Genomic DNA, 25715 nt, shown 5'->3' with positions numbered 1-25715 from the left:
CAATAATTTATGAGTGAAAAAACCATCGCGTTTATTGGCGCAGGTAACATGACACGTTCGATTATCTCAGGTCTGGTAAATTCTGGGTACGACCCCAAAAAAATTATTGCCAGCAACCCGTCCGTGGGAAAACTAGAAAGTTTAGAGTCTGAATTAGGTGTAAACACCACACAAGACAATCAAGAGGCGGTCAAACAAGCCAGTGTAGTGGTTCTAGCAGTGAAACCGCAACTGATGGAAACCGTTTGTCAAGATCTAGCTCAAAAGCAAGATTTGAACGGTAAATTATTTGTATCTATTGCTGCTGGAATCAGCCACGCCCGTTTATTAGAAATGCTTGGTGGTCAATACGATTTAGTTAGAACAATGCCAAATACCCCTAGTTTGTTGAGTAAAGGCATGACGGGTTTGTTTGCTCCTGATACCTTGGCCAAAGAATTAAGAGATTTTGTTGATCAGATGATGGCCAGCGTTGGCGAAACCTTATGGGTATCCAAGGAATCTGATATTGATATTGTTATTGCCACAGCGGGCAGTAGCCCTGCTTACTTTTTCTTATTCTTAGAGTCCATGCAGAATCACGCAATGTCGTTGGGAATGAGCCAATCCGACAGCCGCAAGTTAGTCCAACAAGCCATGTTAGGTGCAGCGGAAATGGTTTGTCACAATGATCATCTTGAAATTGGTGAGCTTAGAGCCCAAGTTACTTCAAAAGGCGGTACTACTAATCAAGCCATTGAAAGTTTTCAGGCAAGTGAATTACCGGCAATAGTCGCCAAAGCGATGGATGCAGCAATTAGTAGAGCCCAACAAATGTCTAAACAATTTTAAGGTATCAAAATATATGGAAGCCGTGGCTTTTTTAGTTGAAACGATTTTTAAGCTTTATTTAATGGTTGTTATGTTACGACTTTGGCTGCAACTCGCCCAAGCCGATTTTTACAACCCATTGAGTCAATTTGTTGTCAAAGTGACACACCCAGTTGTTGGCCCTATGCGCAGGCTCATTCCTTCCATAGGAAAGTTTGATACTGCAACCTTTGTATTTGCTTTGGTCATAGCCTTAGCAAATGTATGGGTTATCGCTTGGCTAAAAGGGTTCATGATTTTAGATGTACTATGGCTACTAAAAAGTGCGTTTTTGATGCTACTTATCGAAGGCGTACAATTAATCATATATGTACTTATTATTCGTGCGATTCTAAGTTGGGTCAGCCAAGGAAATAACCCCCTTGAATATTTGTTTCACCAGTTAACAGAGCCAATGATTGCGCCCATAAGAAGAATAATCCCCCCTATCGGCGGGCTTGATTTATCCCCTATGATTTTGATTATCTTTTTGCTTTTTATCATGCGACTGTTTTAGGAACCTAAAATGTTTTACCGGGCTATTTGTTTATCACTAATTTTACTCTCGAGTGTTTGTACTGCGGAACAAAAAAAGGTTTTAGGCGATTGGGATGTTCATTACATTGCTTTTAATACTACCTTTTTGACGCCCGAAATCGCCCGGGCAAATGGTATTGTTCGGAGTCCAAATAATACTCTACTTAATATTTCAATTATCGACCGAAAAACTAAACAAGCTCAAAAAGTAGATATAAGTGGCACAGCCAGAAACCTCATAGGTACAACAACTGAACTAACGTTTAAACCAGTTATTGAAGGAGAAGCCATATATTATTTGGCTTCTATGCCTTTTGAACATGAAGAGCATTACCGTTTTAGCATTTCGTTGAGACAAAATAAGATCAATCAAACACTAAAATTTGAACAAAAACTTTATCGTGAGGAATAATCAAAACCAGGCTAATTTAGTCTGTTTTTTATACCATTGTTTAATAGATAAAGTAACTAAATTGCTTTAACGTTCAGTTATTAGAATCGACTGAATCGTTTTCATGGCAAATACTTCAAACCTTTTAGATAAAAGTAAACGTAGAACGCTAAAAACCTTAGCTAAAAGTGGCACCACAGCAATGCTGATTAGCAAGGCTCCCTATGTGTTTGCCCGCACTAAAACTGTACTTAAAGTTCTTGGTACTCACGTTACCTTGCAAGAGGAACTGCGCAAGCAGGCAATGCAAGATTTAGGCATCGATTTAATCTTTGAAGCTGGTGGCAGTGCTGCGATTTTGCAAAAAGCTTCGGTAGATCCAACGTCTTTTGATTTATATGAACAATGGTCGAATAGCATTAACGTACTTTGGGCATCGGGTTCTATCCAAGGGATTGAGAAGAAAAGATTAACCTATTGGGACGAGATTAATTCGTTAACCAAAACCGGCAAAATTACCGAGGATGCTAAATTCGGTGCAGGGGATGCCCCTTACAAAATTTTACATGTACAAAACAATGGTCGCTTAGGAATTGAACACACGGATAAAGTGAGTTTTTTACCCTATGTTCATAATGTAGATTCCTTCGGCTATAACACCAGCAAAATTGCCCAAGGTATTCCTTATAAAACTGAAAGTTGGGGTTGGTTATTAGATCAAAAAAATCGAGGAAAAGTCGGCATTGTTAATGCACCTACAATAGGAATATTCGATTTAGCCTTAGCAGCTCAAGCGCAAGGTGTATTAACCTTCAACGATATAGGCGCGATGTCGAAACGAGAATTAGACATCATGTTTGATTATCTTATTGAATTGAAACATAAAAACCACTTCAGTGGATTTTGGACCTCAGTACCCGAATCTGTGGACTTTATGTGCTCTAACCGTGTGCATATTGAAAGCATGTTTTCACCCGCCGTTTCTGCATTAAATGGCCAAAATGTACCTGTCTCATTTGCCGCTCCTAAAGAAGGTTATAGGGGTTGGCATGGTGTGATGTGTTTGTCATCTGCAATTTCCAAAAGTAAAAAAGATGCAGCTTATGATTACATGAATTGGTGGTTATCAGGCTGGCCTGGCGCTTTTATCGCCAAGCAAGGATATTATATTTCAAATCCGCAACGTTCTGCTAAATACTTGACTCAAGCAGAGTGGGATTATTGGTATCGAGGATTGGCCGCGAGTCATGATTTACAAGGAACTGATGGCAATATTTCAGTCAACAAAGGAGAGATTCGTTCTGGCGGAAGTTACGAAACACGATTCTCAAATGTAGCAGTGTGGAATACAGTGATGCCGACTTACGATTATAGCTTACAAAAATGGTACGAATTTATTAGCTCATGATAATTTTGGAGATCTAAAGGAATTGTTTAATTCGTTGAAAATTCAAATAACGATAGTGTTAACTGCGCTGATTCTTTTTTTAACCGCACAGTCGTATTTGTCTACAAAAAACCAAGAAGCCTTTTTGGCGGGGATAACGTTATCACAACAAACAATGGATAAAGTTGGCCTTGTTCGCGATCTCGAAAAAGACCTTCTTGATATCCAACGATATGTACTGATTTATAAACAAACCGCCAGTGAATCAGTCATCGAGCGGTTTAATTTAATCCAAGACAAAATCAACTCAAACCTGTCATTGCTATATACCTCTGTTCAGTCTGATGATCAGGCCACCGTATATATCGATCGAATCAGCAGAATGCGGGCACACTTACAAGAATATAGAACTAATTTCGAAAACGTAATTCAAGGGCGTAGCCGCAGAGAAAGGTTATTCGAAGATAGTATTAAAAGGCAGTTCGAAAAAACCCAATTACAGTTAGAAGAATACCAATCCAGTAAAAATCTTTCCGAGCAAGAAAGTAGCGCAGTATTGGCTATGAGTCTGCAGCTGTCTGAAGCTCATGCTCTGTCTTTAGAGTATTTGTTAACGCCAGACCCAAGCATAGTTGGCGATTTTGATAGTTTGTTGTCAAAGTCAAAAGAGATTATGAATGAATCTCTTAAAGACAATCCAGTTTTGTTTAGCCTAGAAACCGATTTAGACAAATTGAGCACTGACTTTAAACAACTAACTCAAGTTACCCGAGGGTATTTATTCTTAATTAATGTGGTAATGGCAGGCTCGGCAAACGAATTTTTATATTTAACTAGAGAACTCAATCAACTTGTTACAGAGAACCAACAACGAATAAATGAAGAAATTATTCAAAGTGGTAAAGATGCGCAAAGCCGCAACAGTCTTTTCGCTGCCATAAGTGTGGCCTTAGCCGTATTAACAGCATTGTTTTTTACTTATCGGGTAATGATGCCAATATCTGAAATGACTGAATTATTTAAAACCTTGGCCAGTGGCAAAAATATCAATAAGACCATTAAAAAACGCAAAAACAACGAAATTGGCGAATTAGCCGCAGCAGCACAAGTGTTTCAAGAGAAGAATAAACAGACCCAAGAGCTTTTAGAACATTCCAAAAACCTGAATGCTAAACAGGAAAAGCTCAATCAAGAGTTAGCGATTTCAACTAAGAAAGCGGAGGAGGCTTTGGCAACTAAGAGTATTTTTCTTGCCAATATGAGTCATGAAATCCGAACACCAATGAACGGCATTATCGGCTTAGTCGATATCGTTTTAAAATCGAAGCTTGATAACAAGCAGAGAGCGAATTTAGAAAAGGTTATTTATTCAACCCATATTCTGCTGAATTTAATCAATGGAATTCTCGACTTTTCAAAAATAGAAGCCGGCAAACTGGATATCGAAAAAGTAAAATTTTCCCCCAGATCGATGTTCGAAAACGTTTTAGCTAATATTTCCGCCAAAGGAAACGAAAAGAACCTTAATATACAATTTTTTGTCAATCCCTTACTACCCGTAGAACTTATTGGTGATCCCATGAGAATAAACCAAGTTCTACTTAATTTGTGTACCAATGCGGTTAAATTTACGCGCAATGGTTCTGTGCATATTCACATCGACTTCACCCCACTGGAGAATGAACAAATTTGTTTAAAAATATCAGTGAAGGATACCGGTATTGGTATGGATGAAGCACAGTTAAAAAGTATATTTAATCCATTTACTCAAGCAGATGACTCTACAAGCCGAAAGTTCGGTGGTACTGGGCTGGGATTAACCATAGTCAAACAACTCGTAGAATTAATGCACGGGAAAATAACGGTTGATTCAACAGTAAATAGTGGAAGTCATTTTCAAGTGGAATTAATTGTAGGTGCTGGAAGTCTAAATAAGCGAATTATGGACTTAGGATTTGAAGTGGGTATTGCACACATTTCTGTCAATGATTCAGGCTTAACTCCCGATACTTATTTGAACAGTTTGGATCAAGATTATGTATCTTTATCGTTAGCAGAAATCGACAATTTTGAATTTCAAAATAAAGAAAAGTCCTTGTTGTTGATAGATATTGACGATATTAAAACCCACAAAGTTTTAAACCAACATATTGCCAAAGCAAAAGAAAAAGGAATGAATATTGGTTTAGTCACTAATACTCAGCCCAGTACGCTACCTTCACTGTTGCAACAAAAATGGAACCTGCCGGTACTTTCCCATCCATTTACCCCTAGACATTTTAGTCTGTTTATATTGCAAACATTAGGCGTTGACTGCCCATACGACACGCCTAATTTGGGAGAAGTTACCCCAAAATCAGCGCAACTTAAAGGACATGTTTTATTGGTGGAAGATAATCATATCAACCAGATTGTTGCCTCTGAAATGCTCACAGCTCTTGGCTTAACCTTTGATGTAGCTGAAGATGGTCATCAAGCCGTGACCAAGATAGTCAATTCACCTCAGTACGATATTGTGTTGATGGATATTCAAATGCCGGTTATGGATGGTTATGAAGCCACCAAACAGCTCAGAAGGCAGGGCTTCAAAGATTTAGTAATATGTGGATTGTCTGCCAACGCAATGAATTCTGACTTTGAATTAGCTTTTGCAGCTGGTATGAATGATTATATAACGAAACCCATTAAACCCCAGATGTTAAATCACGTATTGAGTAAATACCTCCCCTCAAAAACGACGGATAACACCGCAAAAGATGACTTCATACTTGAGAGACAAAGTTAACGAGTTGAGGAGATCAGTTTCCCCTCAACTTTAGCTGTCAAATTAACTGCCGCTTACATCTGAGCGGGCAGTTACCGCTTCTTGCACGCCATTGAAAACACTTTCATCAGGGTACCCATCGGCTAGCATATTATTAGACAATTGGAATTGACGAATGCCCTTACGGGTAGCCGGTCCCATGATCCCATCAGCCTTACCGACATCAAAGCCAAGGTCATTGAGCCCATCTTGTAGGGCAACCATTTGACTGATCGGGTAATTAGGTAGGTCGGGCAAAGACTTGCTCCATTCAGGTTTACCAATAATTCGATCCGCTAGATAGCCAACAGCAAGGGCGTAAGACTCAGAGTTATTCCAGCGCATAATTACATCAAAATTGCGGTAAACTAAAAACGCGGGCCCTTTCGCCCCTGTGGGTAAAATGAGTGAAGCATCCATATCACTTTTAGGAATTTTATCGTCATTCACTTTACGGAGTCCAAACTCGGACCATTGAGCCAATTGTTTTCGACTATCTTTACCTGCATGGCTATAGTCAAAGTTTTCCGGGAGTGTCACTTCTCTTCCCCAAATAAAACCTTTTTCCCAGCCTAATTTACTTAAAAAATTGGCAGCTGATGACAATGCATCAGGTTCACTGTCCCATAAATCCACTAAGCCATCATTATCTCCATCAACGGCGTAATTGATATATGCAGAAGGCATAAATTGCGTGTGTCCCATCGCGCCCGCCCAGGAACCAAGCATCTTATCTTTCTTCAAATTTTCTCGTTGCATCAACTTGAGTGCAGTGAGTAGCTCTTGGGTAAAAAATCGACTGCGGCGTTGATCACACGCCAAGGTAGCTAAAGAGTCGATAATTGGCATCTTGCCTTTGTAACTCCCAAAATTGGTTTCTAACCCCCAAAAGGAGATTAAATAGTGGGCTGGGACTCCATACTCTTGAGTTAATTGACTCAGTAGGTCCTTATGCTTACGCAGCATTTCACGACCTTTATCAATCCGCCATTGAGTGACACGTTTATTTAAATATGTAGGGAAAGTTTGTACAAATTCAGGTTGATTACGATCGTATTCAAGCACTTTGTCAATTTGCTTTACATCGTCCAATGCATAAGCGATGACAGTTTTATCTATACCTGCTACTTCTGCTTTTTGCTGGATACCAGAAATGCATGTTGAAAAAACTGCGTCATCCGACTCCAGAGCAGTTTCAACAGGTGCATCTTGTGCCAATAAGGTGGCACAATAAAACAAATTTGCAGCAACCAATGTGCTTTTTGTCAAAACAGACATCATATAATTCCTCGGCTTGAATAGTTCTAATAGTAGCTTAAAAGGCGCGCTTGAGCTTAATAACGTTTCTGGCATTTCATGACTGCCCTATTCAATATCACTGTTCTTCGCGGGTAAAGACCCACTGTTTGTCATTACTTTGAGATGCACTATATTGATAACCAGCGGCATCAAATTGCTTAATTTGTTCAGGATCAGACAAACGCTTTTCAATAATATATCGAGCCATTAATCCTCTTGCTTTTTTAGCATAAAAACTAATGACTTTATATTCACCGTTCTTTTTATCTTTGAAAACTGGTGTAATAACTTCGGCTTTCAAGTTTTTCATCTTCACCGATTTAAAGTACTCATTTGAAGCCAAGTTAACTAATACGTTGTCACCCTGCTGTTGCAATGAATCATTGATGCCAAGTGTTATTTTGTCTCCCCAAAATTCATACAGATTCTTGCCCCTTAAGTTAGCTAACTTAGTGCCCATTTCTAAACGATATGGCTGCATAAGATCCAAGGGTTTTAGCAAGCCATACAAACCAGATAAAATGCGCATGTGTTGCTGGGCATATTCTAAATCTTGTTGACTAAATTGTTCGGCTTGAATGCCCGAATAGACATCACCATTGAACGCTAAAATAGCTTGTTTCGCGTTGTCAGGGGTGAATGGCAAAGACCAACTACTGAACCGGGCAGCATTAAGACCAGCTAATTTATCACTTATATGCATTAGACTGGATAATTCAGCCGGTGATAATTTGACACACTCTTTAATTAATAAGTCAGAATCCGGCAAATATTCAGGTTCAGAAAAAAGTTGGGGTGTGGGCGGTGTTTCGTAGTCTAAATTCTTTGCAGGTGATACAACAACTAGCATCAAATATCCTTTGGTAAATTTGTGTGAATGACAGGTTTAAGCCGGTCATCACTATAACATTAATTATAAATACTAAACATTTGGACAGTTACATATTTAACAGTTCAATTTATATTTAATTAGAATTTAAGCCCCTAGAAACCACAAATAAATGTGACAATTTTGAGTAATTACTCACTACTCATATAATTGCTCACTTTTATTTATTATAATAAGTCTATTATTTTTAATAGTTCAAGGGTCGATAAAGTAGAAACCAAACCTTAACAGTTATACCCTGTGAGTCATTCTTAAGGTTTACTATTTTTATCAGGCAATATCGATAACCATTCACTATCGATGATTGTGAAATTAATTTTTTCTAAAGAGGTTTTTATGACAAATCAATTAGCAGCTTTGCGGGAAATCACCACTGTAGTGGCAGACACCGGTGACATCGAAGCCATTAAAAAGTATCAACCTGTTGATGCTACGACTAACCCATCTTTGTTACTTAAAGCTGCCGAACTCCCTCAATACCGCACTTTGATTGAAGAATCAGTCGCCTGGGCAAAAAGCCAATCAAATGATGAATTACAGCAAATAGAAGATGCCGGTGATATGTTGGCGGTCAAAATTGGTAAAGAAATCGTCAATATCGTTCCTGGCCGCATTTCTACGGAAGTCGATGCCCGCTTGTCTTTCGACACCCAAGGCAGCATCGCCAAAGCCAAAAAACTTATCGCCTTGTATGACCAGGCAGGTGTTAGTAAAGATCGCGTTTTAATTAAATTAGCTTCCACTTGGGAAGGTATTCGTGCTGCTGAAATATTAGAAAAAGAAGGCATTAACTGTAACTTAACTTTATTGTTTAGTTTCGCTCAAGCACGAGCCTGCGCTGAAGCTGGCGTTTTCTTAATTTCTCCTTTTGTAGGCCGAATTCTAGATTGGTACAAAGCGAGTACAGGTAAAGATAGCTACCCAGCCAATGAAGATCCTGGGGTAGTTTCTGTCAGTAATATTTATCAATACTATAAAGAACACGGATATAAAACCGTAGTTATGGGAGCAAGTTTCCGTAATACCGGTGAAATCATTGAGCTAGCAGGCTGTGATAGATTAACCATCAGCCCAAACCTTTTAGAAGAACTTTCACAAACTGAAGGCGGTTTGGAAACCAAATTAATTGATAAAGGTGCAACTAAAACAGCTGGCGAAAAACTGACTGAAAGTCAATTTAGATGGGAACATAACCAAGATGCGATGGCGACAGAGAAACTTGCTGAAGGTATTCGTAACTTTGCCAAAGATCAAGACAAACTAGAAGTAATGTTGAAAGACCTTTTGTAAATGGATTTAACCTAGCCTCTGAAAACATGGCTATTTAGTTACCAGGTTTTCTTGGCAGGAATTAAAATCATCCAATACAACAATCTTTAATCGCCTTTAAAAGAAGAGAATTGATAAATGTCTTTAGTAAATCAAAGTGAACAATGGAAAACCCTTGAGCAATTAGCTAGCGGTATCGCTGATCAGCATATGCGTGATTGGTTTGCAGCAGATGAGTCAAGAGCATCTAAGTACTCCTTGGAAAGCTGTGGGATCAAGTTAGACTATTCCAAAAACTTAATAAACCAAGAAATACTGCAGGCCCTTTATAGTTTAGCAGATAGCCAAAAAGTAGCTGAAAAGCGCGATGCTATGTTCGCTGGCAACATTGTTAATTACACGGAAAAAAGAGCGGTATTACATACTGCTTTACGCAACTTTTCCGGTGAACCCGTGTTGGTTGATGGCGAAGATGTTATGCCAGAGGTTTTAGCCACACAAGATAAAATTAAAGACTTTGTTCATTCGATTCATTCTGGCGAGCACCTTGGTTACACAGGCAAAACAATCAAACATATTGTGGCTATTGGTATTGGTGGCTCATTCTTAGGCCCTAAAATTATGTCAGAGGCGTTAAAGCCATACTGGCACAAAGGTATTTCAGTACACTACGTGGCTAATGTGGATGGTTGTCATATCCAAGATGTGTTAGCTGATCTTGATCATACCGATACCTTAGTAGTCATGTCTTCGAAGTCTTTCACTACCCAAGAAACTCTGCAAAACACACTGACTGCAAAACAATGGTTTCTTGACCAAGGTGGTAGTCAGAAGGATATTGCTAAGCATTTCGTGGCCGTTTCATCTAACGTCAAGGCGGCTGTCGAATTTGGCATGGACGAAAATAATATTTTCCCTATGTGGGATTGGGTTGGCGGCCGCTATTCATTATGGTCAGCCATAGGTTTACCGATTGCGTTAACCGTTGGATACCAAAATTACCGTGAATTACTCGAAGGCGCTTACCAAATGGATTGCCATTTCAAAGAAGCACCAGCAGAGCAAAACCTCCCCATGTTATTAGGCCTACTTGGCGTTTGGTACACCAATTTCCACGCTGCGCAAAGTCATGTTCTACTGCCTTATTATCATTATCTACGTGGTTTTCCAGCGTATGTCCAACAGTTGGATATGGAAAGTAATGGCAAGAGCGTAGCGGGTTTAAATGAACAAATTGACTATGCAACAGGACCCGTTATTTGGGGAAGTGAGGGTACCAATGGTCAACACTCGTTTCATCAATTAATTCATCAAGGAAAAGTACTGATCCCTGCTGATTTTATGTTCCCGTTGAGAGTAAACAATCAAGATGACACTCACCACGCAATGCTAGCCTCTAATTGTTTTGGGCAGACCCAAGCACTGATGCAAGGTAAAACCTATGAAGAGTGCTACGCTGATTTAGAGGGTGCCAATTTAGATGAAGAAACTCGTCAGTCTTTAGCCACCCATAAAACCATGCCCGGCAACAAACCAAGTAATACCTTATTATTTGATCAACTAGATCCTAAGACGCTAGGGGCCTTAGTTTGTATGTATGAACACAAAGTGTTTGTGCAAGGCGCGATTTGGGGTGTGAACTCATTTGATCAATGGGGTGTTGAACTTGGAAAAGTTTTAGGTAACCAAGTGTTAGACAAATTGGTTAATAGCGATGCACAATTGGATTTTGACAGTTCTACTAATCAACTGATTTCCGCGTTTAGAGCTGCCAATAACAATTAGTTTTTTTCCTCTATAAGTAGGATTTGCTGTTGCTTAGTGCACACAGCAAATCCTTTCCCACCTCGTTCCTTAGTTTGCATGAAAACCCTGCAACTTGTTCACTTTAAAGGCAAAAACCACTTTTTTGTCATCAAAAGTTCATGTTTTATTAACAAAAACTAAAACTAATAGTTTTATTTTGGTAGCGCCTGTGATAAAAAATTACTCGGTTAGGAAACTAAAGCAGGAAATCTTGGTTGACTAACTAGCCTTATTTGCGCCAAAAACAATAAATGGAGACGTAAAGTGGATACAAAAAAATTAATGTCAATGATTGACAACGAATCCCGCCCATCAAAAACTAAAAGCAAAAAGCGTAAGTGGAGAGAAATAGAAGCGATTCAAGATCGCTATAAACTGAGAAAAGAACTCGAAGATATGGACATGTCTTTAGAAGCAGAATTAGCTAACCTATAAACGATAAATCAAAGCCCCACATTGTGGGGCTTTTTTTATCACTATAGATTTTAGTCAATCTGCCAATTTATTGGAGATTGTCTTTGGCTAGTCAGTATTTTATTGGTCTGGGAGAAGTGTTTACATCCTAGAAAGCCTCGATGTGCTGACAACGGCGATGGATGCGGTGCCCTAAGTATGTGGTGGCGATTTTGGTCTACCAATTGCCCCTTCTTTTGACTATGGCTGCCCCACAGTAAAAAGACTAGCCCCTGACGGTGTTGGTTTAATTGACTGATCACATTATCGCTGAATATTTCCCAGCCAATTTTTGCATGGGAGTGGGCTTTGCCCTGCTCTACAGTTAATACCGTATTGAGCAATAACACATCTTGTTTCGCCCATTGAGTCAAATTGCCATGGGCCGGTATTGTAAAGCCTTCAATATCCTCAGCCAGTTCTTTGAATATATTTCTCAATGATGGCGGGATTTTAACGGTTGATTCTACCGAAAAACTTAAACCATGAGCTTGTCCCGGGCCGTGGTATGGATCTTGACCTAAGACGACAACCTTAACATCCGTAAAGGGAGTCATTTTAAAGGCGTTGAAGACAAACTCATCTGGCGGATAAATTATTTTACCCGCGCCACGTTCACTGGCAATAAACTGTTCTATGTTTTGGAAATAAGGCTGTTTTTTCTCAGCCTCAATAATTTCTTTCCAAGTTAGCATTTACGCTTGTAGAGTCTTGAATAAATGAGCCTTTAATTGCTCATAATCATTAGCCAAGTCTACCGAGAAGCTCTCTTTACCAGCACAGTCAGCCAAAGGTTGAGGCAAACTAATAGGCTGCCCCAGTACATTCTCAACACTTTCTCTAAATTTCGCTGGGTGAGCAGTACCTAAGAAAATACCGGTTTCACCTGGCTCAATAAAACGTGTTAACGATTTATAAGCGATTGCGGCATGGGGCTCACTCACATAACCAAGTTGAGCCAATTGTTTCATAGCAACCTGAGTGTAATCTTCATCTACCGCATCACCCTGCAACATTTCTTTGTCAATTAAACCACGTTCGATTAGGGCTTCGATTCTTGGCCAGTTGTTTGGTTGGCTCACGTCCATAGCATTGGATAAAGTAGCAACTGTCGCTTTTGGATCCCAGTCACCGGTTTTCAGGTAACGGGGAACCGTATCATTAGAGTTAGTCGCCGCAATAAAACGTTTGATAGGTAGGCCCATCACTTTAGCAATCATCCCTGCGGTTAGGTTACCAAAGTTTCCGCTTGGTACAGAAATCACGACGTTTTCACGCTCTTCTTCTGACAACTGAGAAATCGCTTCAAAGTAATAACAAACCTGGGCCAGCAAACGACTGATGTTAATTGAATTAGCCGAGTTTAAGTGCAAGCCTTGACGCACTTCAATATCATCAAAGGAAGATTTGACTAATTGTTGGCAAGCATCAAAGTCGTCTTCAATGGCAACAGTGTGGATATTGTCGCCAAGTGTTGTGAACAGCTTTTCCTGTAGCAGACTAATTTTGCCTTTAGGATACAAAATCACCACATTAATATTGTCTAATCCATGAAATGCATGGGCAACAGCCGCACCAGTATCTCCTGAGGTCGCGGTAAGGATAGTAATAGGCTCACCTTTTGCGATGACAGACAAGACTTGCGCCATAAAGCGGCCACCAAAGTCTTTAAACGCCAATGTTGGCCCATGGAACAATTCAAGACTGTAGATACCGTCAGTCACTTTTGCCAAGGGAGCTTCGAAAGCAAACGCTTTTTCGACAATACCTTGAATTTCAGCTTTGGAAAGCTCATCGCCAATTAACTTTGACAATATTTCCACTGAACGGGGAACGAATGGCATATCCAAGATTGCTTGGATATTTTCGAACTTAGGAAATTCCTTTGGAAAATATAGCCCTTGGTTTTTACCTAAGCCTTTTTTTACCGCTTCAGCGAAACTAACTTGATCGCTGTCATCTTTTAAATTAAACAATTCCACTTAATTACTACCTTTATTTTATCGGTTTACCAGCGTCTTAGGGCTGGTTTATGAGACCACCGCACCTTGCGTATCAATCTGGCAAATATGACTAAAACCCGTGTCATTCTGAATATAATTTTCAGATAACCAATTTTGAATACCTTGTGCTTTCTCTAAATTATTACAAACTGCAAATACAGTTGGGCCCGAGCCAGAAATACCGAAGGCTAAGCCACCATTGTTCATTACATAATCTCTGCTTTCATCAAATTTGGGTAACAAAGACTTACGATAAGGTTCTGCCAACACATCCTTCATCACTGCAGCGGCTAAAGCTTCGTCTTTTCGATAACTTGCATCCACAAACACGGCCAGCTGCTGACCAAAGGTGATAGTCTGCACCATGGGGATTTGCTTGGGCAAAATGTCCCTCGCTGCAGCCGTTGAAACACTGATCCCTGAATAACAAGCTACCCAATACCAATTTTCAAAAATCGGTAACGACAACGCTATTTTGTCTGACTGGCTATTCATCAAAGTTAAACCGCCCACAAAACAAGGTGCTACATTGTCGTAATGCACACTTCCGCTAATTTGTCCTTCCAATTCACCCATCATCAATAGTAACTCGTTTGCTTCGAAAGGTTCATCAAAAAACTGATTTAAACCGTGCAACGCAGCGACTATCGAACTGGCACTTGAACCTAGGCCACTGCCAATGGGTAAGTTTTTGTGTAATACCATTGCCACTTCCGCACTTGGCAATTCACGTTCATGCAATTTTTTAGTGAATAAAGTGTAGCAGTGAAAAACAATATTTGATTGTGGATCTGCAGGCAATTTATCCGCAAAGCGTCCTTCAACTTTTAGACTAAAGGTATCCGCAGCGCTAACCTCCACTTGATCGCCCAAAGGACTTCCATCAATAGGGGTTAATGCTGCACCTAGTAAGTCGAAACCTAGACTAACATTGCCAATTGATGCAGGCGCGTAAGCTGTCATGCTTTTATTCATCGTTTAGATATCCTGTTTCCATGGCATAGTACGAAGTACATCAGCAAACACACCAGCGGCGGTAACTGTTGCGCCGGCGCCATAACCGCGAATAACATAGGGAATAGGCTGGTAATAATGACTATGAATCGCTAAGGCATTTTCCCCTTCTTTAATTGCATATAAAGGGTGGGTGTTATCAACGGCTTTTAACGCAACTTTACATTGGCCTTTTTCAATTGAGCCAACATAACGTAAAACTTGTCCTTTGCTTTTGGCTTCTTCAACCAGTTTTAAATAGTGGCCATCCAAGCTAGGTAGGTTAGCCATAAAGTCATCGATACTGCCACTGGCATCAAAAGAGTCTGGAAGTACGGATTCTATTTCAATATCGCTTAGTTCTAACTCTAGATCTGACTCGCGAGCCATGATTAAGAGCTTTCGCGCCACATCCATACCCGATAAATCGTCCCGAGGGTCAGGTTCGGTGAAGCCATTTTGCTTGGCTATTTGAGTGGCCTCTGACAATGTATGGCCTTCATCTAACTTACCAAATACAAACGATAAAGAACCCGATAAAATACCTTCAAAGCGTTTTAATTCGTCACCTGCGTAAATCAACTTTTGCAAGTTATCGATTACCGGCAATCCAGCACCAACCGTTGTTTCATATAAAAATTGGCGATTTGTTTCCTGAGCCATAGAACGCAGTTTTTTGTAGTAGGCAATATCGCGAGTGTTGGCTTTTTTGTTAGGGGTCACAACATGGAAACCAGCAGACATAAAGTCGGCATATTGACCGGCAATATTTTCGTTACTCGTACAGTCCACAATAACTGGGTTAATCAGACTGTTTTGCTTAACAAATTCATTCAAATTTTCAACCGATAAGGTTTTGTCTGAGTTATCTAAATCAGTTTGCCACTCCCCTTGCAGATCAATGCCACCAGCTTGCAACAACAATTTACGACTATTGGCTACGCCGTAGACTTTTAAGCTAATACCACGCTCAAACAAAGGTTGTTGTTGGCGAGCCATTTGTTGCAATAGTTCTTTCCCTACGTTGCCGCACCCCACAAGGAAAATATCAATGGAGTGGGTATTCGAGAAAAAATTCTGATGTACAACCTTCACTGCTTCTTTTGCACGGTGACTCTCAATTACCGTAGAAATTGAGCGCTCAGATGAGCCTTGAGCAATAGCGACATTGTTGACTCTTGCTTGAGCCAATGAACTGAAGAACTTGGCTGCTAAGCCCTTTGAATGACGCATACCATCTCCAACTAAAGTGACAATTGCTAATTCATGGCGAACTTCGATGGGATCTAATAAGTTGTTCGCTAATTCCAACGCAAACGCATCTTCTAACAGATTTTGAGCTTTTTCAGCATCTTTGCTGTGAATACAAAAGCTAATGCTGTATTCAGAAGATGACTGGGTAATTAAGCTGATAGAGATATTCGCATTCGACATGACTTCAAACACACGACTGGCCATGCCAACCATACCTTTCATACCTGGGCCAGCGACATTAAACATAGTCATATCATCAAGATGAGATATCCCTTTAACACTGGTCCAAATTTCACTCGAGTCTTTACCGATTAATGTCCCAGGAGCAGCGGGGTTTAAGGTATTGCGAATCAAACAAGGAATATGGTGTTGGGCGATTGGGCCAATGGTTTTCGGGTGCAGAACTTTGGCTCCAAAATAAGAAAGTTCCATGGCTTCTTGATAAGTAAGTTTATCGAGTAACACGGCACCATCTACTTGGTTGGGATCGGCATTGTAAACCCCGTCCACGTCTGTCCAAATTTCACAACACTCCGCATCTAAGCAGGCGGCAAGGATAGCTGCGGAATAATCAGAACCATTGCGACCAAGGGTCACTTTTTCGCCTTCAGCGTTAACTGCAACAAAGCCCGGCATAATCAATATTTCAGATTTATCATAAACAAAGTCTGAAAAGCGCGCTTTGCTCACTGCAACATCAGCAATGCTATCTAAATACTCGCCTTCAGCAACAATATAATTAACAGGGTCAATAATGTGATTTTTTTGGCCAAGTGCGTTTAATATTTCGCTAAAAATATTCACACTAACATATTCGCCCATACTTAAAATTTTAGCGGTAATTTGGTCTGGGGCACAACGAAGTAACTGAATGCCATCTAAATGCTGTTTCAACTCAACTAAAATAGTGTCAATAAAGCTGCTTAAACGGGCTTTACGAAAAGCGGGTAATTGGTTAGCGAGATCGCTAGCAATACCATTTAACGTCATTTCTAGTTTGGCATACAATTCGCCAAAATCGTTCCCTGCACTCGCTTGTTCACATAACAAGGATAATGCGTTGGTCACTCCCTTAGGAGCCGATAAAACCACTGCTGCACCGTTTTCTTCATGGCTAGCTAAGCTTATGTCTTTGACCGACAAATAACGTTTAGCATCAGCCATAGAAGAGCCACCAAATTTCAACACCTTCATTTATTGCTCCTGTTTACTTCTGTTCCGCTGCTTGAGATTACATTCTAATTTTATACTTCAGCCTTTCCCTCACACTGCGGCAATATAATTGCGCCCAGTGACAAAAGTAGGCAAATAATTTTGCTATAAATAACAAAAAGCCCGCTTGAGTCGCGGGCTTTTTTTAAATTTCTTTAAGCACTAGCCAGCGACCAACTCGTTTGAGGTGGTAATCATAATCATGCCGATGGTGCTTATTATTATTTTCATGTGGCTCAATTTGCCGTATAGACGTCTATATGTCAACCGTCAAAGGGCGATTTGTTGTTGATTTATGCCGATCTATTTACTCTAAGGTAGAATTAAACGGATTGAACCGACTATAAACAACACTTTCGGGTTAAATAACCACCCAAAAACCAACTTTGCCCCATAACTGACTTGTTTATTGTGCAAACACTGGATTCAGTTCAGTTCGATAGAATGTGTTACTGGCTTTATAAGCCTGAAAATGGCCCTTCGACCATTATAGAGTCATTGAGAGAAGATAGTTAAGATAATCAATTTCACCTAATATTGATGTGAATCATATATTTGCAGCTATTTTGTCGCTAGTATAACAACTAACAAATAGTTCATATTGATAATGATTAAGGAGCAATTATGTATAAAACAATTTTGTGTGCAATAGAGGCATCAGCAGAAGGGAAACAAGTTCTGGCCAAAGCAGCTGAAATGGGAGAGCTTTATGGCAGCAAATTAATTGTTATGCATGTTTTACCATACAAATTATTGCCTAAGGATTATCAGAAAGAATTAAAAGACGAAATATCGCCAAAGATTGAAGGGTTATGCGCTGATTTCAACGTTCCTAAAAAGAATCGCATTATCAAGGTGGGTAAACCTTATGAATTGATATGCAATGAAGCCATTAAGAGAAAGGCGGATTTAATCATGTTAGGAACACATTCTAAAAAAGGGATTCAAGCGTTAATAGGTTCAACTGCTAATGGGGTTGCTAACTATGCTGACTGCGATGTGTCATTAGTGAGAATCGCAAAACCCGCTCATTAGGCACAGAAATAAATGCAATCATTTGTTACCTACAAATTTGTGGGTAACAAATAGTATGCTGGGTAAAACAATGGCAATCGATAATCATCTTTGCTCTAACCGAAGCTGATATTTGTTTAAGAAAAGCGTTTAGCTAAATCTAAAACTTACTTAGTATTTTCTCCTATCCCATAACAATTCAGTTATAAAACCCACTGTCGTAATTTAATGATAAGCCACTAGGGTCACTTAATTGTAGCTTTGGTATTCAATGGCTTATTAAATCAAATACGATTGTGTTGTTTTTTTGATCCTAACCAAAGGCTTATTTATTGCAGATTACTCTTAAATTCCTTTGCAAGTTGGATGAAAAACTCAACTTTTTGCGGTTCAATATCTTTAAGCATAGTATCGAATACTTGCTTTTCGATTGTATTAAATTTGTCGAGGTACGTTTTTCCTTGGCCAGTTAAAGACAAAATTTGACTACGCCCATCGTTTTTGTTGCTAGTTTTAACCACCAACTGCTGATTTACGAGCTCTTTAATCAAGCGATTAATTTGCGCTTTGTCTCGAGACATAAAAGTGGCCAACTTTTGACCGGTGCAATCTTCAATTTTAGAGATCACCTTCAGGGACTTTAAATGCATTGGTGATAAGTCTGAATCCAATTGTTTAACGCCCTCAATGATATTCGTGCGCACGGTCCGAAAAAGACTAAAAAGCGCTTCATTTAATTCCATTATTTCTCCACATGTAAAAACTCCTGATACATTTGGTTGACATTATCAATCAAAATCAATATAGTAGACTTTATCAACCTTATTCCATTGGGTACGAAAATGCAACTAGAGTTCAAAAAACACTGACGATATTCACTATTCTCAGTACGTTCGTTGGCTTGATAACAGCGATTATGACATAGCTAAACTTGCAGACAACTCAGATTCATCAAAAGCAGTACTCGGACTTTTGAAGGCTGTGCTATTGGGATCTGCAACCGCAATAGGATTAACCTTCGCCTGCATAATGGTGTTTGTGATCCGCTCCAAGTTACAACAATGTTTAGCACCACCATTAACTTAAAAATCACTCTTAAAGGAGAATTATATGGGTCCCAAAATGCGTATGACAACGGTAGAATCGGTAATTGATTTATCGCCTCACATGAGACGAATCATTTTACAGGGTGACGAGCTTGAAGACTTCCCTGATGATAAAAAAAGCGCCCACGTAAAAGCGATCTTCCCAAATCCTAATTCAACGGAAAAAATGCCTAAACTAGGTATGTATATAGGCTTTAAGAAGTGGATGCGCTCATATACTGTGCGCGAATTTGACAAACAGAACCGTCAATTAACCCTCGACTTTGCGGTTAATGATCACCAAGGATTAGCCAGTAATTGGGCATCTAATGCTAAATCTGGAGACTTTCTGGGAATTGCTGGACCGGGAGAGGTTAAACATACAGATTTAAATGCCCCTCAGCATCTTTTCTTTGGTGATATAACTGCTTTACCCGCTATCGCAGCAACATTGGAGCAATTACCGGTTGATGCTAAAGGTAGCGCGTGGATCCAAGTACCTGATGAAGCAGATAAACAACAATTCAATGCACCTACCGGTATCGAGATTAATTGGTTGGTCACGCCTGATAAGTTAACCGAAGGTTTTTTATTAGGATTGTCATCGCAGCCGACAGATATACAAGAAACGGCGATTTTTATTGGGGCTGAAGCCAAGATCGTGAGGCAATTAAAGTCTTACTTAAATGAATATTGCCATTATGATAAAAGTAGATTGTATGCAAGTGCCTATTGGAACCAAAAAAAGTAATACTGTCTCGGTGGGTACTTTGACTAAAAATGTCAGGTAAACTATATGCCAACTTCAACACTTCACCATTAAACAAGTAGTTTTAGATGGCCTTTGATACGCAAGCAATCAACAAACAACGTCAGAACTTAACGGACTATGATGAAATCTGGTTGTTCGGTTATGGCTCATTAATTTATAAAGTGGACTTTGATTTCATAAGCAGTGAATATGCGCACATTTTTCATTACGAGCGCCGCTTTTGGCAAGGAAGTCATGACCATAGAGGGACTCCAGAGCGCCCCGGAAGAGTGCTAACCTTGTGCCCTAGCAGTGGAAAAAAGTGTTTTGGACGTGCGTTTAAAGTCAACCACGACGTTTTCGAGCACTTAGATCATCGAGAGAAAAATGGGTATCTGCGCCATGAAATACCTATCCATCTATCAGATAACCGAACAGTCAAAGGTTTGATATATCTTGCCAGTCCTGACAATGCGGCTTACTTAGGCGAAGCCAGTATAAAAGATATTGCAACGCAAATTTTCAACTCATCTGGACCAAGCGGATTGAATCGCGACTATGTTTATGAACTTGCTGCAGCGCTAAGAGAGCATGATGAAGTTGACAAACATGTGTTTGAAGTCGAAAAAGCACTTATCGCCATGGCTTAATAGTTAAGTATCAGCGCTATGATTCAACATTTCATAGGAATAAAGCCCAGCCGACAAACGTGTTTGCATATCTCAACGAAATCACAGAACCGGTAGCTCGGGCTTCAGCCCGATATATTAGCCGAAGCAATCCATCGACTAGAAATATTTCTCGAATGAAGTCTAGCCTAAAGGTGAGCGCGGAATATAAGGGTGCGACAATATGTCGCATTTTAGAGGGCTAACTGCCTCGCTATACTAACGTTAAATCACACTTAAAAGGTTCAAATTGGTGTCAGTAACGTCCAGTAATCTAAGCATTTCCCAGAAACTTTCCCCTATCGCACTAGTCATCGGTGCGTGTTTCTTAACTTCTCCTGTATATGCAAATGACGAAACCGAAATTGTAGAAGTAATAGGCTATAAACCTCAAGATAAAGTGCTTTTGGGTTCACCAGAAGCTCTACTAGAACAACAAGGTGTGCGCTTTTCGGCAGCAGGTGGAATGTCCAGCTTACCGGTACTCAACGGTATGATGGGAGATCGCGTTAAAGTGCTGGTAGATGGTGCAGATGTTACCGCAGCCTGTGCAAACCATATGAATCCTCCGCTATCCTATATTTCTGCCAATCAAATCAAGACGATTTCAGTAATTGCTGGCATTTCACCGGTAAGTTCGGCAGGAGACAATATTGCCGGTGTAATAGAGGTGAACACCATAAATCCACAGTATAACGACAGTGAAAATATAGGCTGGCAATCGGGTTATGCTTCGGCGGAGTACCGCAGTGTTAACGATGCCATGCTAATTGGTTTAGGTATGCACTTGTCAAGTGATTCAATCAGTCTGGATTATCAAGGTGCCTATGAAGATGCATCAAGTTATGATGATGGCAATGGTGACCAAGTGCGCGATACACTATACAGAGCACAAAACCATGCGCTAACTGCAGCTTTCAAAGACCAGTATCAGCAACTGGCAGTTAAACTAACCCATCAATATATCCCTTTTCAGGGCTTTGCAAATCAATACATGGATATGACTCACAACCAAAGTTATGGGCTAACCACACAATATTTACGTGAGTTACAAAATGGCGATTTTCAAGCACAATTCAATTGGCACCAAGTTGAACATCGGATGGGCTTTTTTACGCCAGAAAAAACGGGCATGATGCCGATGAATACTGAATCTGATGACTACAGTGCGAAATTACGCTGGCGTGTCCCTACCTCCGACAACCAAACCTGGTTAGCTGGTGCAGAATGGTTTGCTTATCGAATTGAAGATTGGTGGCCGGCGGTTGCCGATTCTGCAATGATGGGACCCAATGATTACCACAATATTCATGATGGTGAGCGCGACCGCCTGGCAATCTACGCTGAAAGTATTTCCCAGCTGGCCAACCAATGGACAATCTCTGCAGGAGTGCGGGTTGAACATGTTACAACCGATACCGGTGAAGTGCAGTCATACAGTACCATGTCGATGATGGGCATGCCGAATGCGGATTATGCAGCTAGCCTGACATTCAATGCAGCAGATCGAGATCGTTCAGATACATTAGTGGATATATCCTTATTGGCATCCATTCCCCTTAATAGCCAACAAACTTTAGAATTGGGTATAGCACGCAAAAACCGCGCACCAAACTTATACGAACGTTATAGCTGGGGCCGCGGCAGCATGGCTATGATCATGATTGGCTGGTTTGGCGATGGTAATGGCTATGTGGGAGACATTAATTTGGCCCCTGAAACGGCAGTAACCTTTAGTGCTGGATACCAATACGCTAGTGCCGATGAAAGTTGGCAATTTTCCATTAATCCTTATTACACTAAAATAAGTGATTATATTGATGCACAAGTTATTGGTAGCTTTAGTGCCTTTGGACAAACAGACAACCCTGATGCCACCCGCAACCTGTTGCAGTTCGGTAATACCGAGGCCACGCTTTATGGGGTGGATATCCAAGCGCGAAAACAAATTGCAGACGATGCCACATGGGGTCAGTGGAACCTACAAACCGAATTTAGCAGTGTCCGAGGTTCCCGTGACGATAGTGGCGAAGATCTTTATCAAATTAACCCCATAGAAGCTAAACTGAGTTTGCAGCACAAGTTAGCTAATTGGCAAAACAGCGTGAGCGTACAGTGGGTAGACAGCAAAGAGCGTGTTGATGCTCGTCGACTTGAAAATACCACCGATAATTACACATTAGTAGATATCGCAAGTCAGTATCATTGGCAACATATAACCCTAAGTGTGAGTGTCAATAATCTGCTAAATGAATACTATGAATTGCCGCTAGGTGGCGTCAGTGTTGCAGATATTAGAATGGGTGAAAGCACTGATTTTGCGCAGCTACCTGGTAAAGGTCGCTCAATTAACCTTGGCCTTCGTGCTAGTTTTTAATCTGAAACAATAGGGAAATAGACAATTGCAGTGAAGATGTCGCCGCGCTATCAGTGGCGACATCCACCAGCGAATCAAAGTGGCTTAGTTTGTTTCTTGGTCTCGAATATATTCATTGAGTTTTGCTTCTGCTTCATCGCCAAACAGAATATGGCAGGCTTCTAACAAACCGGGAGAAGACAAAATTTCTTGTTGCGATAACACCAACCAAATCGTTGCTAAATTTTTTTGTCTTCAGTAGCCGAAAAAGCCAAGATAAATACACTCCGCCTACCTAAAGATATCCGTATTATGCAAAGGGAAAACTTAACCTTTGTATTCAATTATGCCAGTGAGCCTCAATCTTTACCTACTAAGTTAGTCGATAAATTAGGACATTTTGTGTTAGGAAGTAAAAAGTTAGCACCATATGATCTGGCGATTATTCAACACGCAAATGAATAATGAAACCCCAAAGAGGTTTTATTAGCCAGAAAAACATGTCGTCATTATTATTTCAATTTTGACGACCGTTTTTTAATTAATATAGTCCAAAACGTGTTAACACATTTTGCAATTTGATTTTATCTACCGGCTTTTCGATAAATTCGAGTACGCCAAGTTTAGCCACTCTCGATTTCATTTCAGGCTGAATATTACCAGAGACAATAATTACGAAGACTTTGATGCAACGTTCATTTAACGTTTCTAAAACTTCAATGCCATTCATAGTGGGCATCATTAAATCAAGAATGAGTAAGGTAAATGAACCTTCGGTTAGTTTTTGAATGGCTTCTTGTCCATTACAAACACACTCAATCTGATTGACAAATTGACTAGGCAGACTGCGTGATACCATCTTGCGCGCTAACGCAGAATCATCACAAATTAATATTGAGAAGCTCACCATCTCACCTTTTATTGTTATTATTAGATAGTTTTATGTTTCAATAGACTTTTCTTCAACTTTATACTGTGACAGAAGTTATGCCAAGCACGCAACAAAAAGTGGCCTATCAGATACTTTATGGTTTTGAGAAAAACTATCGCTGGTTTTGTAGAATTACCTCAGGGGCAAAACAACGTTTTGAGCAAGCGCAGTGGCAGGCGACTCAACTGGCAGTAAAAGAGCGCATTTCTATTTATGAGCAAAGTTTGGCGGATACGATTTCTGAAGTGTATGCCCTAATTAATCCGCGCCAGCAAAGCCATGAATTCTGGCAACAGGTAAAACGCTTTTTTGCCCTTCAATTAGAACACCATCCACAATACGAATTGGCCGAAACCTTTTATAACTCAGTAATTGGCAGGCTTTACAAACACAATAAAATTGATGACGAGATCATGTTCGTGTTACCCAGCCGATGTTATATCCCTGGTCAAGATAAACATAAAGTCGTGAATAGTTTCGATACCAGTGGAACAGTTGGTTCGCTAATGGAGGCGATTTTAGCCATGTACCGCTTCACTATTCCGTATGAAAATAAACAAAGTGATATTCATCAACTTGACCAAGCACTTAGATCTCGACTTAACACAGAGCAATTAGCTTCAGTGCATACTGTTGAAATTTTAAAGCCTGTATTTTTTCGCGGAAAGGCTGCGTATTTGATTGGTCGCATATGTATGCCCGATGAAACCCTACCATTCGTAATTGCTTTATTGATCAGTGAGAAAAAAGAACTTCAGGTAGATGCCTTACTAACCAGTAATAAAGATCTCAGTGTCATCTTTGGTTTTGCCCGCGCTTATTTTATGGCAGATACCCTGTATCCGGCTGAAATTGTTGCGTTTCTACAAGAATTAATGCCCAACAAAAAGAATTTCGAATTGTATATGTCGATTGGTCACTACAAACACGGTAAAACCGTATTCTATCGAAATTTTTTGCAGCACTTAGACAATACCCAAGACCAATTTAGCATTGCACCCGGCATTCGCGGCTTGGTAATGGCGGTTTTTCATTTACCCTCATACGGCGTTGTTTTTAAAATTATAAAAGATGAATTTCCAGAGAGTAAAAGAGTCACTCGCGAACAAGTTAAAGAATGCTACCGTTTAGTCAAAACCACAGACCGCGTAGGACGAATGGCAGACACCCATGAATACGTTAACTTCAGACTGCCAAAACACCGAATAGAGCCAGCATTGCTAGAAGAGTTGCAAGCAGTAGCAGGTAAAAATATAGAAATAAAGGACAATGAAGTCATCATCAAACACGTTTATATAGAACGTAAAATGACGCCCTTGAATATTTTCTTGCAAACTGAAACTGACGAAACAAAAATTCACAATGCGATTAATGACTTGGGGTTATGCATTAAACAAATTGCGGCAGCTAATATATTCCCTGGTGATATGTTGCATAAGAATTTTGGGGTTACCCGCCACGGCCGCGTCATTTTCTATGATTACGATGAAATTTGTTTGATGAATCAGCGCACCTTTAGAGAGCTTCCCAAGTCAGATGACCCTTTTGCCATGGATACCCTATCAGTGTCTCCAGAAGACGTTTTTCCTGAACAGTTCGAACATTTTATTGTCGGAAAACGCCATTTGAAGGATCTTCTAAAAAAACTCCACCCTGACCTAATGACGGCACAATATTGGATTGAAGCACAAAAAAAAGCGGCAACAGGGACAGTGCAACACTTTACGCCTTATAGTTCAGAATTGCGTTTTAAACGACAGTAGAC

Annotated in this window: 22 protein-coding genes; 14 read left to right on the top strand and 8 right to left on the bottom strand. The window is 40.1% G+C overall.

The genetic code is table 11. The annotated features are described in order from the left end of the window. The first annotated feature begins 9 nt into the window (after positions 1–9). The 5 genes from proC to ACYVIL_RS15335 all read left to right on the top strand — a co-directional run bounded on the left by proC (position 10) and on the right by ACYVIL_RS15335 (position 5949). Positions 10–831 (top strand): pyrroline-5-carboxylate reductase, encoded by an 822-nt coding sequence (gene proC, locus ACYVIL_RS15355; RefSeq protein ID WP_303472511.1) that lies wholly within the window; start codon positions 10–12, stop codon positions 829–831. 13 nt (positions 832–844) lie between these two features. Further along, a complete protein-coding gene (locus ACYVIL_RS15350; RefSeq protein WP_460313281.1) occupies positions 845–1366 on the top strand; it encodes a YggT family protein in 522 nt (173 codons plus the stop codon). Between the two features lie 9 nt (positions 1367–1375). Further along, a complete protein-coding gene (locus tag ACYVIL_RS15345; protein WP_303472514.1) occupies positions 1376–1798 on the top strand; it encodes a DUF4426 domain-containing protein in 423 nt (140 codons plus the stop codon). A 103-nt stretch (positions 1799–1901) separates the two neighbouring features. Further along, entirely contained in the window at positions 1902–3185 is a 1284-nt protein-coding gene (locus tag ACYVIL_RS15340; protein ID WP_460313279.1) for an ABC transporter substrate-binding protein, read from the top strand. A gap of 34 nt (positions 3186–3219) precedes the next feature. After that, on the top strand, positions 3220–5949 hold the full coding sequence (locus ACYVIL_RS15335) for an ATP-binding protein (RefSeq protein WP_460313277.1): 2730 nt from the start codon (positions 3220–3222) through the stop codon (positions 5947–5949). 42 nt (positions 5950–5991) lie between these two features. Here the strand turns inward: ACYVIL_RS15335 and ACYVIL_RS15330 are convergent, their stop codons facing one another. Beyond that, positions 5992–7248, bottom strand: a complete 1257-nt coding sequence (locus ACYVIL_RS15330; RefSeq protein WP_460313275.1) for a lytic murein transglycosylase — start codon at positions 7246–7248, stop codon at positions 5992–5994. Positions 7249–7342: 94 nt separating this feature from the next. Next, complete coding sequence (yaaA, locus tag ACYVIL_RS15325) at positions 7343–8116, bottom strand: peroxide stress protein YaaA (RefSeq protein WP_460313273.1); 774 nt, start codon at positions 8114–8116, stop codon at positions 7343–7345. Between the two features lie 375 nt (positions 8117–8491). On the opposite strand from yaaA, the gene tal reads away from it, so the two are divergent. From tal to ACYVIL_RS15310, 3 genes are all read left to right on the top strand, one after another. Further along, positions 8492–9445: a transaldolase gene (tal, locus tag ACYVIL_RS15320; protein ID WP_303472526.1), complete on the top strand. Its 954-nt coding sequence runs from the start codon at positions 8492–8494 to the stop codon at positions 9443–9445. 117 nt (positions 9446–9562) lie between these two features. Continuing rightward, positions 9563–11209, top strand: coding sequence for a glucose-6-phosphate isomerase (gene pgi / locus ACYVIL_RS15315; protein ID WP_460313270.1), 1647 nt, complete (start codon positions 9563–9565; stop codon positions 11207–11209). Positions 11210–11494: 285 nt separating this feature from the next. Next, entirely contained in the window at positions 11495–11665 is a 171-nt protein-coding gene (locus ACYVIL_RS15310; protein ID WP_303472530.1) for a DUF3545 family protein, read from the top strand. A gap of 50 nt (positions 11666–11715) precedes the next feature. Here the strand turns inward: ACYVIL_RS15310 and ung are convergent, their stop codons facing one another. From ung to thrA, 4 genes are read right to left on the bottom strand one after another with little or no spacing between them, the layout of a single operon-like run. Next, positions 11716–12378, bottom strand: coding sequence for a uracil-DNA glycosylase (gene ung / locus ACYVIL_RS15305; protein ID WP_460313268.1), 663 nt, complete (start codon positions 12376–12378; stop codon positions 11716–11718). Beyond that, positions 12379–13665, bottom strand: coding sequence for a threonine synthase (thrC, locus tag ACYVIL_RS15300; protein WP_303472534.1), 1287 nt, complete (start codon positions 13663–13665; stop codon positions 12379–12381). A gap of 48 nt (positions 13666–13713) precedes the next feature. Further along, positions 13714–14661, bottom strand: a complete 948-nt coding sequence (thrB, locus tag ACYVIL_RS15295) for a homoserine kinase (protein WP_460313266.1) — start codon at positions 14659–14661, stop codon at positions 13714–13716. 3 nt (positions 14662–14664) lie between these two features. Beyond that, positions 14665–17127 (bottom strand): bifunctional aspartate kinase/homoserine dehydrogenase I, encoded by a 2463-nt coding sequence (gene thrA / locus ACYVIL_RS15290; protein ID WP_460313264.1) that lies wholly within the window; start codon positions 17125–17127, stop codon positions 14665–14667. A gap of 642 nt (positions 17128–17769) precedes the next feature. Between thrA and ACYVIL_RS15285 the strand changes: the two genes are divergently transcribed. Next, on the top strand, positions 17770–18180 hold the full coding sequence (locus ACYVIL_RS15285) for a universal stress protein (protein ID WP_460313262.1): 411 nt from the start codon (positions 17770–17772) through the stop codon (positions 18178–18180). Between the two features lie 308 nt (positions 18181–18488). Here the strand turns inward: ACYVIL_RS15285 and ACYVIL_RS15280 are convergent, their stop codons facing one another. Continuing rightward, positions 18489–18902: a MarR family winged helix-turn-helix transcriptional regulator gene (locus tag ACYVIL_RS15280; RefSeq protein WP_303472541.1), complete on the bottom strand. Its 414-nt coding sequence runs from the start codon at positions 18900–18902 to the stop codon at positions 18489–18491. Positions 18903–19269: 367 nt separating this feature from the next. Between ACYVIL_RS15280 and ACYVIL_RS15275 the strand changes: the two genes are divergently transcribed. The 4 genes from ACYVIL_RS15275 (at position 19270) to ACYVIL_RS15260 (ending at position 23484) form a co-directional block, all read left to right on the top strand. Further along, on the top strand, positions 19270–19995 hold the full coding sequence (locus tag ACYVIL_RS15275; protein WP_460313259.1) for a siderophore-interacting protein: 726 nt from the start codon (positions 19270–19272) through the stop codon (positions 19993–19995). 86 nt (positions 19996–20081) lie between these two features. Then, positions 20082–20645 carry a gamma-glutamylcyclotransferase gene (locus tag ACYVIL_RS15270; protein WP_303472544.1) on the top strand — a complete coding sequence of 188 codons (564 nt, stop codon included), beginning with the start codon at positions 20082–20084 and terminating at the stop codon, positions 20643–20645. Between the two features lie 271 nt (positions 20646–20916). After that, positions 20917–23040 carry a TonB-dependent receptor plug domain-containing protein gene (locus tag ACYVIL_RS15265; protein ID WP_460313256.1) on the top strand — a complete coding sequence of 708 codons (2124 nt, stop codon included), beginning with the start codon at positions 20917–20919 and terminating at the stop codon, positions 23038–23040. 228 nt (positions 23041–23268) lie between these two features. Then, the gene (locus ACYVIL_RS15260) at positions 23269–23484 is read left to right on the top strand and encodes a Beta-galactosidase C-terminal domain (RefSeq protein WP_460313254.1); all 216 of its coding nucleotides are present in this window, start codon (positions 23269–23271) and stop codon (positions 23482–23484) included. A gap of 76 nt (positions 23485–23560) precedes the next feature. Here ACYVIL_RS15260 and ACYVIL_RS15255 read toward each other — a convergent pair whose 3' ends face one another. Then, a complete protein-coding gene (locus ACYVIL_RS15255; RefSeq protein ID WP_460313252.1) occupies positions 23561–23929 on the bottom strand; it encodes a response regulator in 369 nt (122 codons plus the stop codon). Between the two features lie 77 nt (positions 23930–24006). Here ACYVIL_RS15255 and aceK point away from each other — a divergent pair, with 77 nt between their 5' ends. Beyond that, positions 24007–25713 (top strand): bifunctional isocitrate dehydrogenase kinase/phosphatase, encoded by a 1707-nt coding sequence (gene aceK / locus ACYVIL_RS15250; protein WP_303472564.1) that lies wholly within the window; start codon positions 24007–24009, stop codon positions 25711–25713. Positions 25714–25715 lie beyond the last annotated feature (2 nt).

The organism is Aliiglaciecola aliphaticivorans, from assembly GCF_054782055.1.
This window is presented reverse-complemented; position numbering and strand designations above follow the sequence as displayed.

Coding starts and splice junctions, on each gene's coding strand:
- proC (WP_303472511.1), top strand. CDS start 10: ATGAGTGAAAAAACCATCGCGTTTATTGGCGCAGGTAACATGACACGT.
- ACYVIL_RS15350 (WP_460313281.1), top strand. CDS start 845: ATGGAAGCCGTGGCTTTTTTAGTTGAAACGATTTTTAAGCTTTATTTA.
- ACYVIL_RS15345 (WP_303472514.1), top strand. CDS start 1,376: ATGTTTTACCGGGCTATTTGTTTATCACTAATTTTACTCTCGAGTGTT.
- ACYVIL_RS15340 (WP_460313279.1), top strand. CDS start 1,902: ATGGCAAATACTTCAAACCTTTTAGATAAAAGTAAACGTAGAACGCTA.
- ACYVIL_RS15330 (WP_460313275.1), bottom strand. CDS start 7,248: ATGATGTCTGTTTTGACAAAAAGCACATTGGTTGCTGCAAATTTGTTT.
- yaaA (WP_460313273.1), bottom strand. CDS start 8,116: ATGCTAGTTGTTGTATCACCTGCAAAGAATTTAGACTACGAAACACCG.
- tal (WP_303472526.1), top strand. CDS start 8,492: ATGACAAATCAATTAGCAGCTTTGCGGGAAATCACCACTGTAGTGGCA.
- pgi (WP_460313270.1), top strand. CDS start 9,563: ATGTCTTTAGTAAATCAAAGTGAACAATGGAAAACCCTTGAGCAATTA.
- ung (WP_460313268.1), bottom strand. CDS start 12,378: ATGCTAACTTGGAAAGAAATTATTGAGGCTGAGAAAAAACAGCCTTAT.
- thrB (WP_460313266.1), bottom strand. CDS start 14,661: ATGAATAAAAGCATGACAGCTTACGCGCCTGCATCAATTGGCAATGTT.
- thrA (WP_460313264.1), bottom strand. CDS start 17,127: ATGAAGGTGTTGAAATTTGGTGGCTCTTCTATGGCTGATGCTAAACGT.
- ACYVIL_RS15285 (WP_460313262.1), top strand. CDS start 17,770: ATGTATAAAACAATTTTGTGTGCAATAGAGGCATCAGCAGAAGGGAAA.
- ACYVIL_RS15280 (WP_303472541.1), bottom strand. CDS start 18,902: ATGGAATTAAATGAAGCGCTTTTTAGTCTTTTTCGGACCGTGCGCACG.
- ACYVIL_RS15275 (WP_460313259.1), top strand. CDS start 19,270: ATGGGTCCCAAAATGCGTATGACAACGGTAGAATCGGTAATTGATTTA.
- ACYVIL_RS15270 (WP_303472544.1), top strand. CDS start 20,082: ATGGCCTTTGATACGCAAGCAATCAACAAACAACGTCAGAACTTAACG.
- ACYVIL_RS15255 (WP_460313252.1), bottom strand. CDS start 23,929: ATGGTGAGCTTCTCAATATTAATTTGTGATGATTCTGCGTTAGCGCGC.
- aceK (WP_303472564.1), top strand. CDS start 24,007: ATGCCAAGCACGCAACAAAAAGTGGCCTATCAGATACTTTATGGTTTT.